General features: G+C 61.3%; 10 protein-coding genes and 2 pseudogenes. 8 read left to right on the forward strand and 4 right to left on the reverse strand.

Translation table 11 applies throughout. The features are described 5' to 3' along the window. Positions 1-914, reverse strand: a 914-nt coding sequence (locus BHE01S_RS25850) for a LysR family transcriptional regulator (RefSeq protein WP_042268964.1), incomplete at its 3' end; no start/stop codon positions are given. A 160-nt stretch (positions 915-1,074) separates the two neighbouring features. On the opposite strand from BHE01S_RS25850, the gene BHE01S_RS25855 reads away from it, so the two are divergent. The 6 genes and pseudogenes from BHE01S_RS25855 to BHE01S_RS38045 form a co-directional block, all read left to right on the forward strand. Next, positions 1,075-1,404: a DUF485 domain-containing protein gene (locus tag BHE01S_RS25855; protein ID WP_042268886.1), complete on the forward strand. Its 330-nt coding sequence runs from the start codon at positions 1,075-1,077 to the stop codon at positions 1,402-1,404. Continuing rightward, complete coding sequence (locus tag BHE01S_RS25860) at positions 1,394-3,262, forward strand: solute symporter family protein (protein ID WP_042268887.1); 1,869 nt, start codon at positions 1,394-1,396, stop codon at positions 3,260-3,262. Before BHE01S_RS25855 ends, BHE01S_RS25860 begins: the two co-directional genes overlap by 11 nt. 31 nt (positions 3,263-3,293) lie before the next feature. After that, positions 3,294-4,334: a carbon-nitrogen hydrolase family protein gene (locus BHE01S_RS25865; protein WP_042268888.1), complete on the forward strand. Its 1,041-nt coding sequence runs from the start codon at positions 3,294-3,296 to the stop codon at positions 4,332-4,334. A 226-nt stretch (positions 4,335-4,560) separates the two neighbouring features. After that, positions 4,561-4,767: pseudogene (locus BHE01S_RS39910) on the forward strand (cupin domain-containing protein); the annotation flags it as partial. A gap of 76 nt (positions 4,768-4,843) precedes the next feature. Beyond that, a complete protein-coding gene (locus BHE01S_RS25870; RefSeq protein WP_245639862.1) occupies positions 4,844-6,010 on the forward strand; it encodes an NAD(P)/FAD-dependent oxidoreductase in 1,167 nt (388 codons plus the stop codon). A gap of 6 nt (positions 6,011-6,016) precedes the next feature. Then, positions 6,017-6,154, forward strand: a pseudogene (locus BHE01S_RS38045) (transposase); the annotation flags it as partial. Here BHE01S_RS38045 and BHE01S_RS25875 read toward each other — a convergent pair. Further along, positions 6,153-7,094: a helix-turn-helix domain-containing protein gene (locus tag BHE01S_RS25875; RefSeq protein WP_042268889.1), complete on the reverse strand. Its 942-nt coding sequence runs from the start codon at positions 7,092-7,094 to the stop codon at positions 6,153-6,155. The pseudogene BHE01S_RS38045 and the gene BHE01S_RS25875 overlap by 2 nt on opposite strands. A 369-nt stretch (positions 7,095-7,463) precedes the next feature. Between BHE01S_RS25875 and BHE01S_RS25880 the strand changes: the two genes are divergently transcribed. Then, entirely contained in the window at positions 7,464-8,711 is a 1,248-nt protein-coding gene (locus BHE01S_RS25880) for an acyl-CoA dehydrogenase family protein (protein WP_042268890.1), read from the forward strand. Between the two features lie 221 nt (positions 8,712-8,932). Here BHE01S_RS25880 and BHE01S_RS25885 read toward each other — a convergent pair whose 3' ends face one another. Both BHE01S_RS25885 and BHE01S_RS25890 read right to left on the reverse strand, forming a co-directional pair. Further along, complete coding sequence (locus BHE01S_RS25885; protein WP_042268891.1) at positions 8,933-10,009, reverse strand: AraC-like ligand-binding domain-containing protein; 1,077 nt, start codon at positions 10,007-10,009, stop codon at positions 8,933-8,935. Positions 10,010-10,232: 223 nt separating this feature from the next. Further along, positions 10,233-10,715: a group I truncated hemoglobin gene (locus BHE01S_RS25890; protein ID WP_042268892.1), complete on the reverse strand. Its 483-nt coding sequence runs from the start codon at positions 10,713-10,715 to the stop codon at positions 10,233-10,235. 548 nt (positions 10,716-11,263) lie between these two features. On the opposite strand from BHE01S_RS25890, the gene oxdA reads away from it, so the two are divergent. After that, positions 11,264-12,322 carry an aliphatic aldoxime dehydratase gene (gene oxdA, locus BHE01S_RS25895; protein WP_042268893.1) on the forward strand — a complete coding sequence of 353 codons (1,059 nt, stop codon included), beginning with the start codon at positions 11,264-11,266 and terminating at the stop codon, positions 12,320-12,322. Positions 12,323-12,358: the final 36 nt, after the last annotated feature.

The following is a 12,358-nucleotide window of genomic DNA, read 5'->3' on the forward strand; positions in this document are numbered from 1 at the left end:
TCGCGGCCGGCAGCGGAGGTTTCCGGCGGATAGTCCCGTCTCATGATCTCCGCCAGAAACGCCGCCACCGCCGTGATTCTCGGCACCCGCCGAAGATATTGATGCGAACTCATCCATACGTCGCGCGTGACCTTTATCTGCTCGGCCAGTACCGGCGCGAGCCCGAACCGCTTGGGCCGGGCGAAAGTCGGCAGCATCACGATGCCGGCGCCGGCGGCCGCCGCGAACATCTGGGAGATCATGCTGGTCGAATGAAAGGCAATCGGCGGGTTGGCGACTGCATCGTCGAGCCAGCGTACGGCATCGAGCTGGATCAATTCGTCGATGTAACCGACGAAGCGGTGGCGGTTCAATTCGCCGGCAGTGTTCGGCGTGCCGAATTCAGCGAGATAGTCGGGATGCGCGTAGAGATGAAGCGCGAAGCGGCCCACCCGCGTGATCTCCAGATTGCTTCCCCGCGGTTCGAAAAATCCGATGAAAAGATCCGCTTCGCGATGGGAGATGCGCACGTCCGTCGACGAGGTGACCAGTTCGATCGTGATACCCGGTTGGCGGCGTTTGAGCGTTACGAACTGCTCGCTCAGGTAAAGCGAAGCGATGCCTTCCATCGTGGCGATGCGCACGTGACCGGCAAGCCCCGGCTGTTCTCCATTCAGCAAATCCCCCAGCGTCAGCACGTTCGCCTCGACGGCCTCGACGAGCCCCAGCATTTCGCGGCCCTGCGGGTTCAATCGGTATCCTTGTCGGTCGCGTTCGAAAACCGGCGTGCCGAGCGCGAATTCGAGCGCCGAAACCCGCCGGCCGACGGTCGCGTGGTCGATGCCGAGCAGCCGGCCGGCCTTCGACAGGCTTCCCGCGCGGGCGACCGCGAGAAACACGCGCAGGTCGTCCCAACTCAGGCGATTCAGGTTCATGGCGGCACCTACGTTTTTTTCCGCCACCATTCTCGCTGTGCAAAATTGCACAGGCCATAGATTGTTTTCCGGTTCGTGGGACTTTGCGACTTTCATAGACTTTCGGGGTGCCGCCGGAGGTCCGGTTCGGCCGCAATTGACCACCTGACGGAGGAATCTGATGACCGACCTCGATCCCGACTGGGAGGCCGTACTGGCAAGCGAGCGCTTCAGGCAGGCGGCACGCCGGCGGCGTCGCACGATCGGCATGCTCGGCGTCCTGTCCGCGCTGTATTACTTTTCCATTCCCGCGCTGATCGCGTGGGCGCCCGACGTGTTCCGGATCCGGCTGGCCGCCGGGATCAACCTCGGCACCCTGTTCGCCGTGTCGCAATACCCATTCGGAGGACTGATCGTCTACGTGTTCATGCGCCGCACGGCCGCGATCGATCGCGCGGCCGCCGACCACGAGACCGGCAACGCGTTCGCGGAGGAACACCATGCGTATTAGCCTGCGTGTCGCCGCCGCCGTTTGCTGCGCATCGGCTGCGTCGGCCCATGCGGCGAACGTGACCGGCTCCGCCGTCAGCCATCGACTGCTTACGTGGCTAGTGTTCGGTCTTGTCATCGCGTCGACCCTGCTGATTACCTGGTTCGCATCGCGCAGCAACCGTACGGCCGGGGACTTTTATACAGCGGGCGGCACCATTGGCCCGGTGAAGAACGGCCTCGCGATCGCCGGTGATTATCTGTCGGCCGCGGCCTTCCTCGGCGCGTCGGGACTCATCGCGCTGTACGGTTTCGACGGGACAATCTACCTCGTCGGATTCTTCGCGGCGTTCATTCCGGTGCTGCTGTTCGTCGCCGAACCGTGCCGCAATCTCGGCCGCTATACGATCGGCGACGTACTGGTCGCACGCAACGGCTTTCGCGCGACCAAGGCGGTGTCCGCCATATCGAGCGTGGTTGTCGCGCTCGCGTACATGATTCCGCAGATCGTCGGCGGCGCGGTTATCGTGCGTGCGCTCGTCGGTATCGACTACGACGTCTCCGTATGCGGCGTCGGCGGCCTGATGCTGATCTACGTCGCGTGCGGCGGCATGAAGGCGACGACGTGGGTGCAGGTGATCAAGGCCGTGCTGCTGATCGGTGCGTCGTTTTTCCTCGTTGTCCTCGCATGGCTGCCGTTCGGGTTCCGCGTTCCCGCGTTCATGGATGCGGTCGTGCACAGCCCGTTGGTGCAGGCGCACGTCGCGTCTCTCGTGGCTGCTCACGACGCGACCGGCCCGACCGGCGAAGCGCTCGGCTGGCGCTTTCTCGAACCGGGCCTGTATCTGAACAAACCGCTCGAACTGTTTTCGCTCGGCCTCGCGCTCGTGCTCGGCACCGCCGCGATGCCGCACATCCTGATGCGTCTGTTCACCGTGAAGGACGCGAAGGCCGCGCGCCAGTCGGTGATGTGGGCGATGCTCGGCATCGGCGTCTGCCATCTGTCGATCATCGTGATCGGATTCGCGGCCGCGTATTTCGTCGGCGCGCCGCTGATCGTCTCGCTCGACAAGGGCGGCAACCTCGCGGCGCCGCTGCTCGCGCAGGCTTTGACAGGCGGGCAGGGCAGCGTCGGCGGCGATCTGATGCTCGCGTTCATCGCCGCGGTGGCGTTTGCGACGATCGTCGCCGTGGTGAGCGGACTCACGCTGGCCGCCGCGTCGGCGCTCGCGCACGACGTCTACGTCGGTGCGATCAGGCAAGGCCGGGCCACGGACAGGCAGCAGGTTGCGGCCGCGCGCGTGGCGACGCTTGCCGTGGGCGCCGTCGCGGTCGCCGTCAGCATCCTCGAGCGCGGCCAGAACGTCGCGCAACTGGTCGGGCTCGGCTATGCGGTCGCCGCGTCGGCCAATCTGCCCGCGCTGGTGCTGACGCTCTACTGGCGGCGGACGACCACGCAGGGCGTGCTCGTCGGCATCGTCGGCGGAACGCTGGCGGCCATCGCGCTGGTGCTGGTGTCGCCGAACATGACCTATCCGTCGATGGTGCGAGACGACGCGTTGCGGCAGATCGCGGCCGTTGATGCGCAACTCGCCGCCACGCCGCCGTCGGCCATCGAAAAAGTCCGTCAGTTGACGCAGCGCCGCGCAGCCGCTCAGGCTGCCGCCGATGCGATCCCTGCCGACGCGACGAGCATCGTCGGGCTGAGAGCGCCGCTCATCGGCCTGCGCAATCCCGGGATCATCTCGATTCCGGTCGGTTTTCTCCTCGTCGTCCTCGTCTCTCTGTTCACGCGCGACACGACCGCCCGCAAACGCTGGGCGGAACTGGTCGTACGCCGCGAAACGGGCTACGGCGCGATTTCCGCAGTCGATCACTGAACCACCCGATCTAACCCGCTGAGCCGATACCATGTCCAGTCTTCCGACCGTCAAGGTCGCTGCAGTCCACGCAGCCCCCGTTTTCCTCAACAAGCGCGCGACCGTCGCGAAAGCGGTCTCGCTGATTCGCGAGGCGAGCCGCCACGGCGCGCAACTGGTCGCCTTTCCCGAGTCCTACATTCCTGCATTTCCGGTATGGGCGTCGCTGTGGGCGCCGATCGACAATCACGATCTGTTCGAACGTTTCGCCGAGGAGAGCCTGTACGCGGACGGCGGCGAACTCGCCGAAATCGCCGCGGAAGCGCGGCGCAACGGCGTGTTCGTATCGATGGGTTTCAGCGAGCGGTCGCGTGCGAGCGTCGGCTGCCTGTGGAATTCGAACGTGTTGATCGACGATCGTGGCGAAGTGCAAAACCTGCATCGCAAACTCGTGCCGACGTTTTACGAAAAGCTCGTATGGGCCGCGGGCGACGGCGCCGGTCTGCAGGTCATCGATACCCGCATCGGCCGCATCGGCAACCTGATCTGCGGCGAAAACACGAATCCGCTCGCCCGCTATACGTTGATCGCGCAGGGCGAGCAGATTCATATTTCGAGCTGGCCGGCGCTGTGGCCGACGCGCCGGCCCGTCACCGGCGGCAATTTCGACAACGTGGCGGCGAACCGGCTGCGCGCCGGGGCGCATTCGTTCGAGGCCAAGGCGTTCGGCATCATCTGCGCGGGTTATATGGATGCCGGAATGCGCGACTTTCTCGTTGCCCGCGACCCCGGTGCAGCGGCGGTGCTCGACGGTTCGCCGCGTGCGGTGACGATGTTCGTCGATCCGACCGGCACGCCGGTGGGCGATTCGCTGAGCGACGAGGAGGGCATCGCGTACGCGGATTTCGACCTGAATCGCTGCATCGAGCCGAAGCAGTTTCACGACGTGGTCGGTTATTACAATCGCTTCGACGTGTTTTCGCTGCGGGTCGATCGCACGCGGCTGCAGCCGGTAAGCTGGGCGGAGCCGGCCGCGGCCTCCCTGCCCGAGGCGGTTTTCTCTGCAACTTCGCCGGTAGGGGAGGAGCAATGACTTTGCCGAGGCCCGCCTCCGCGGAAGTGTTTTCGCCGGGGCGGGTCACGACGGAAGGCGGGATGAAACGCGGTACCGCTGGGACAGGCTCTATCGGTCCGACCTGTTCGTCGGGATAAGTCAGTTTGACGATGGCATTATCGCCAAAGCCAGTTCCGTTTCGGGCGGGACTGTGACCCGATAAAAAAGAGCTTCGCATTCACGGCGTGCGAGGCAGCCGGCGCTCATGCCGCGCGTCTTCGATCTAGCTCCCGGCGACAGGATTCCGTGGCACGTTCGTCGCCTGCGCCCCGACCACTATTTCGTGCTGTCGGGAACACTGACGATTACGACCGGATTTCCTGCCGGCAACGTCGAGCTGGGAGCGGGGGAGCGCTGGCGGGTAGAGCCGGGTACTCATCACGAAGTCTCGAACGTGAGCGATGCGCCGGTCAGTTTTTTGCTGCTTCAAGGTACCGATCTGCCCATGCAGTCGAAGCAGCAAGTCATGGGGCCGATGCTCCAGTCCCGTGCGCAACCATCCCGGCGAGGAACTGCGCAGCGCGCTGGTCGTCGGTGCCTTCGATTTTCGGCAGCTTGTCGAGCACCGATCCGAGCCGCTGCGGATAGACCTCGATCGTCACGATCGACGGAAAGCGCTGCGTCGCCGGATCATAGTCAAGCTTGCGCCGCTGCACGCGCCCGATGGTCGCCTGCTCGTGCCCGCACGGCGGCTCGGCTATGACGCGCTGGTCATCGCGATCGGCAGCGAGGCCAATGATTTCGGGACACCCGGTGTGCAGGAGCACTGCTTCCGCATCGATTCGCGCCGGCAGGCCGACGCGTTCAATCAGGAGGTGCGGATCAGAATGCTGCAGTGTCTCACGCGGGAACAGGACCTGTCGATTGCGATCGTCGGCGGCGGTGCAACCGGTGTGGAACTCGCGGCGGAACTGGTGCAGCTGACCGAGGCCGCCGTGGCATACGGCGCAAAGGGACTGGCGTCGCGGATTCGCATTACCCTGATCGAAAGCGGTCCGCGTCTGCTGGCGGCTTTCCCGGAGGACATCTCGGCTGCTACGCGCGCACGACTCGGAACGCTGGGTATCGAGGTCATGACGGGTACGCGGGTAACGGCGGCCACGGCCGATGGATTCGAGCTTGGTGGTGGTGGACGGGTGGAGGCGTCGCTGAAAGTCTGGGCGGCGGGCGTGAAGGCACCGGAATTTCTGGCCGGCCTCGACGGTCTGGAGACGACGCGCGGCAACCAGCTTGTCGTGCAGCCTTCGTTGCAGACGACGCGCGACCCCGCGATTTATGCGGTTGGCGACTGCGCAAGCTACACGCCGGCCGGCGCTGAAAGGCCGCTCGCGCCGACCGCGCAGGTCGCCCACCAGCAGGCGCAGCATCTGATCCGTCATCTTCCGGGTGCGGTGCTGCGCGGACAGCCGATTCCGGATTTCGTCTATCGGGATTTCGGGGCGCTGGTGTCGCTGGCCGATTACGACGCGTTCGGCTCGCTCGGAAAATTCGGGCTGTTCAAGCGGACGACGATCCGGGGACGGCTCGCGCAGTTCAGTCACGCGATGTTGTATCGAAGCCATCAGGCGCGCCTGTACGGCTTCTGGCGCGGCGGACTGGTTTGGCTCGTCGACCGGCTGAACATGCGGCTGCGATCGTCGATCCGGCTCGACTGACTCATCTTCGCGGGCTTTCGCCTGACCGGCAAGGTGCCCGATGCCTCGACGTTCTCGCGGAATCGTCGGCGGCGCTTCACCGACACGACGGCGTATCAGGCAATCTTCGACGGGATCGTGCGCCAGGCGATGAGCCGCGGCATTACTGCCGTGAAGCAAATTCGCGAGGCGACACGCCAAATCTCTTTTTAAAAATTCGCGAGTAATGCGAGGCATCGTTGAACCCCCATCGCATCGCAACGGCAAGGACGCCACGGCACGCGGGGCTCTGCAGATCGCGCGCGCTTCGCAACAGACGCTGCTCGCGGATCAGGCCACTGACAGATAGCGCACTATCTTCAAACAAGCCATAAAGAGTGCGACGCGATACGCCGAATCGCATGGCAATCGTATTGGGGCTCAGCAACGGATCGGCCAGATGGTCGCTGATGTAGGTCTCGATGGCCCGTCGAAATGCTTCCCGCACAGGTTGTCGGTCGCCCTCCTGAGAGGCTAGCGTTGCCCCCAATGTGATGGCGATAACGCTATTGAGAGCTGTACTCAGCCCCTCCTGAGCATCAATGCCGGTGTCCGTGTTGATACGCTCAAGCGAACAGGCGAATCGGGACGCAACCAGGCCCAGGCCGCCCTTTCCATCTACAGCACGTGCCATCGCCTGCCGCGGTGACGCGAGGCGTGAAATCAACTGGCTCCTGGGAATTCGAAACGACAAGACACGCCAATCCTCGCGGAAATCCAGATAGTAAGGACGCGTTGAGTCTACGACAGCGAAGCCGCCCGGGCTTACGAGTGTTTCCTGGCCATCCTGGCGCACGACACAAGAGCCTTCCAGCTGAAAATTGGCAAAGCAGTACTCCACCGGATTGCGTCGAATTTCCTCCCAACGCCGGTTGATGAACTGTCCGCGGGAGAAAATCTGCGTCTGTGCGGTTTGGTAGAGATCATGGGAACTGACTCGCCCCAGGAATGGCTGGTCGTTTGGCTTGATCACCGGGTCAAGCGAAACAAACGCTTCGCATAAGACCTCCCGCCAATAGGCGAACTGCTGGTCTTCCGGCCGCACGTCGGTTTCCCATATCCGCATGTCATCGCTCCATCCGCTTTTTCCATGATCAGGGTGTCGCTGATTGCCCGATTTGCACAGATATTCAAGGTCTCCTGCACAGTTAGCCAACTACACCGGAAGCCTCCTTGCATGCACCTTCATTACGCAATTCATCGGCTAAAAAGTCAGCTATATGCACCTTTTTTGTGATGAATGTCTCTGCTTTTTTCGCACCGTAGATCAAGCAACTGTCATGCCAACGCGTATTCATGTTCCATGGCATCCATTGGTTTTAATCGGCCTGACATCAGTTGCACTTTTCGGCAATTGGCTTTGCGCGAATCGCCGCGACTCTGCGGAAATCGCCGTGCAGACTGTGTGTTCATTCACACCGTTGGGAGAATTTCCATGGCAATTGATTTCCAGCTCGGCGAATCGCAGCAAGCGCTGCAGGCGGAGGCGCGCCTCTTTGCCGCTCAGGTGCTCAGCAAAGTCCAGCAGACCGTCGCACCCTTTCCCAAGCCGGAAGACCGGTTCTATGCCACGCGACCGTTCTACGCAGCAATGGCCGATGCCGGCTTTATCAAAGCGTTACTACCCGCCTCGGTCGGCGGCGCGGCACTCAGCACGCTGGACTTCGCGTTGGCGGCTGAAGAACTAACGACCGCCGATGTGAACGTGCCTTCGGCCCTGCTGGGCACAGGCCTTGGGTTGCACGCAGTGATACACCATGGCACCGAGGAACAGAAAAAGCGCTTTCTGCCGGAATTCGTGGAAGATGGATCTCGCCTGGCTGCGCTGGCCTTCACCGAAGTCACCGGCGGCTCCAATTACGACAGCACAGATCCGGCTGTCGGGGTACGCACCTTCGCCCGACTCGAAGGTGACGAGTGGGTCATTAATGGCGCCAAGCACTACACCACGAACGGAACCGGTTGGGATGGCAATGGCGCGCACTTATACAGCGTCGTCTGCCGCACCGACCCAGCCCTGCCGCCACAGCAGTCGCTGGCGGTCATCATGGTGCCCGGCAGCGCCCCCGGCATCGAAATTGCCGGCATTCTTGACACAGTCGGCCATCGCGCGACGGTATCTCCGCGGATCCACTTCAACAATGTTCGAGTACCGGCATCGAACATCATCGGTCAGCCAGGCGATGGCATCGGCGTCGTGGAAGATGCTTTCTCCTGGACTGCCGCGCTGATCGGCGCAGCATGTGTAGGCGTGATGCGAGCAGCCTTCGACGTGGCACTGAAGTTCGCCCGTACCGACAACCGTTCCGGTCCAGTGCCCGTAATCGAATATCAGAATGTCGGATTCATGTTGGCCGATATCAAGATGCGTATCGAGGCGTCACGCTATCTAACCTGGAAAGCTTGCCATCAGCTCGATCTCACCGATCGACGCAGTCGTGAACTCGCGATCATGACCAAGGTTTACTGCTCCGAACTATGCGTGCAAGCCGTCTACGACACCATGCGCGTGGTTGGCGTCGATGCCTACACTGACCTGTATCCTCTGGCCGGCCTCATGCAAGACGCGCTTTGCTTCCCGCTGTACGACGGTGGCAACATGGGCGTGCGGCGGCGCCAACTTCATGCGCTCTTGCGCTCGGAGGCCTACGACCCCATGGCGTCAGCGGAGGCACGCGGCTGAGGCGGCTGGGTAACCTTTGAATGGAACCCGCGGCGTAGCGTTGAGCGCGCCGGGCAGCCGCCGGGACGTGATCCGCGGCGCAGAGAGATTGACAATCGACTGGGGGTGAGGGGCACTCTCAGTCACTACCCAGACTTTTACTGTCTTCGATAACGGTGAAAGTCTTCCCCGGAAAGCTCGTTTTACGCGGCTTTCCGGGCATCAACAGGTTTCCCGGTTCGTCATATGCCGGCGTCGTTCAGCGATACCGTCATTGTCGGGTCAATTCCGGTCTGGTTTTGCACCGAGTTTTTCCTCCAATCACGAGGCGACATGTCGAAACACTCTCGAAATGCACGGCTGAAATGAGACATATCATTAAATCCCCATTTCATGGCGATGTCCGAAATTCTCGCGTTCGAACTGACGGGGGCTGCAAGTTCTTTGGCGCAATATTCCAGGCGGGTGTGCCAGACGTAGCGCATCAAGGAGGAGTCTTCCGCCTCGAAGAGTTTGTTGATGTATCTGGGAGAAAGCCCGACCGCGTCGGCTACCGTTTGCGCATCGAGCTCGGGGTTGCCGAGTTGTGTACGGATTTGAGCCTTCACGCGCGTCAACGTAAGCGCCTTTACCCGTGACTGAGCGAGGTCGTTGCTCTTGAGCTTGCCGAGCGCCATCGACAGCAGCGTGATGGCGGTATCCGACAGCTGCTGCATTTCCTGATCGTTGACCGCGCCGATCTGGGATGACATGCCTTCCAGATAGGTACGCAGGATATTGCCTACGCCTTGCGATGTATCGATGGGCGTCGCCGTGCGTTGCTCCACACCGGCGACGAACTGGTCTAGCGTCGCGCGGGGCACGCTGACCACGATTTCCCGCCAGGGTTGGTGAAAAGTCAGGAAGTGAGGGCGGGTCGCGTCATAGAGCGCAAAATCGCCAGGTTTCAGCGTGACTACCTTACCGTCCTGTTCGACGGATTGCGTGCCTTCGAGCATGAGGATGGCGAAGTACTTATCCTCGTATTCCGCACGAGCGTGATTGTATCGACGGTTGACGGTCTGGTCTGAGGACTGGATGTCTGAAAGGCGAAGTCGGTCGCACTTTTGAGAGCGAACGTGTCCAACGAAATCTTGCTTCTGGATCGCCGCGATCTGCACGTCGGCAAACAGGCGCAGGATCATTTCCCGCCAGAAGTCGATGCGCTGGCTCGTCGATCCGTTTGCGCTGATTTCGACGCAGGATGTATCCCATTCGACGGTATCGCCGCGGGTCACAAAATGTGGGGCCGTGGTAAGCGCGCCACCCTGTTGCGACATGGCTGGTGCCCTATAGAAAAAAACTGGACGGGAAAGCGTAATCGTCCAAAATCGTCACGTCCAGATATAGACGACGCATGGTCGCCGCTTTGGCGTGAAAATTCACATGCCACCTGTCACCGGGCGAGCTACCCGGGGACAGAGCACAGCTTCGGCCCACGCCCGCTGAGTATCGGGCGCCGGAGATTTTGGTCTCCGACGCCAACAATACACTGACCGGACTTCAGGAATTCGGCCAGTTGATGCCGACACTTTTCATGCCTTTCGAAACATCCATTTCGGGGTGTGCGAGTACGACGTCCCGATAGGACGGACTGCCAATGACAGCCGGTTTAAACCTGGTCAGAAAAGCAGTGACTTCCTCCCGAATGTCGGCCGGAACCGCGAAGTTCTCGTAACACTCGTCCATACACTCGAGCACCGCTTGCCAGTGGACCTCCGTCAGGCCCATTCCTCGGTGCGCGGTCACCATATCGCGCCCTCTGTATTGGGCATTTCCTCCCCAATGTACAACGAGAAAATCGACAAAGTTAATGTGTTCCTTTTGAAAAGTCGATTCGGACATGTGACTCCAGATATGGCCAATGTCCGGATGCTTCATGCAGGTCCTCAGAACTTCTCCCGCAAATTTATAAATTGCGTCATAACCCCCGAGACGCTCGTAGAGGGAAGGCTTTTGTTCCGCGGATGCTTGTGCGTCGGTCATGTTGCAGATTCTCCATTGGTGTGATTTCTCGATCTTCCGATTTGCATAGGATTGGCTCTGTGTGCAAGCCGAAACACGGAGCGCAAGCAATCGGGCTTTTCATGTCGATGGCCGCGAGGAAGCTTGCTGTATCCCATGGTAGGCCGGGGGAGGCCGTTCGGGCTTGCTTTTGGCGGCCAATCTGTTTGGCAAAAAAAGACAGCGCCGTGGTCGGCTGCTTTACACCTGAATCAACCCGCCTCCGTGTCGCTTGGCTGGTGGCGGAAGGGCGGATGCCTCCCGTCGGTCGGCGACGTGCTATCAGTGACAGCGCAGCGCGCCGCCGTGTGCACCTTACCTGCCAGATCCGCTGCAGCACAATTTTTGTTCCCGTCTGGCACAGAAGGTTTTATTTCGGCTTTTTAATCTCCAACCCATGCAAACGACATGGCTTCCCGGCGCGCATGGCCGTGGATCCATAGCGGAGTGCGAGCCGGATTCGGATCGAAGCGCGGTTAGCCGATGTCTTCGCACTGGTTGTCCCTCATCCCTACACACTGGAGCAAATAATGGAATCCGCGATCGACAAGCATTTGCAATGTCCGCGCACACTCTCCCGCCGGGTGGCCGACGATTACAAGCCGCCGTTTCCGATGTATGCGGCGCGTGCCGGCGAGGAAATGAGCCAGGTCGTCATGGCCTATTTCGGTGTGCAATACCACGGCTCCGAAATGCGCTCGCGGGCGCTGGAAGCCCTGCGGAAAATCGTCGCCGACTTTGGCCTGGACGATGGTCCTGCCCACTACGACCTGACAACCCATCCGGACAACGAGGGCTACGACAATCTAATCGCTGTCGCGTACTGGCGTGATCCGGCGGCCCATCATCGGTGGCTTGCAAGTCCGAGCGTCAGCGAATGGTGGAACTCGGATGAACGGTTGAAGGATGGTATCGGCTATTTCCGCGAAATTGCCGCGCCGCGCGCCGAGCAGTTCGAAACACTCTATGCGTTTACCGACAACTTTCCGGGGGTCGGGGCAATTATGGACGGAGTGAGCGGCGAAGTTCAGGAGCATGGCTACTGGGGTTCGATCCGGGATCGCTTCCCGATCTCCCAGACCGACTGGATGCGCCCGAACGGCACGCTGGAGGTCGTCCACGGCAAACCGGAGCTGAGTGGCCGGGTGATCGTGCGCGGGCACGACAACGTCGCGCTGATCCGCTCGGGCCAGGAATGGCGCGAAGCTGGCGAGGACGAACGCCAGCTTTACCTGGGCGAGATCGAGCCGACATTGCGTGCCGGTATGGACTTCCTTCGCGATCACGGCCACGACTATGGCTGCTACAGCAATCGCTATGTGCAATCGATCGATCTGGACGGAAATCTCCAGGACGAGAGTTACAACATCGGGCACTGGCGTTCGTTGGACAAGCTCGAGCGCTGGGCCGAATCTCATCCGACCCATCTACGGATTTTCGTGACGTTCTTTCGCGTCGTCGCCGGCCTCTCGAAGCTGAGGCTTTATCACGAGGTATCGGTTTTCGACGCAAAAAATCAGGTGTACGAATACATAAACTGTCACGCCCGTACGGGAATGATGCGGGATGCAGTCATTCAGAGTCGGTGACGTGCCGACATCTTGACCTCCCGGACGACATGGTGT

Origin of the sequence: Paraburkholderia heleia NBRC 101817 (assembly GCF_000739775.1) — a bacterium.
In the GTDB taxonomy this organism is placed as follows: Bacteria; Pseudomonadota; Gammaproteobacteria; order Burkholderiales; family Burkholderiaceae; genus Paraburkholderia; species Paraburkholderia heleia.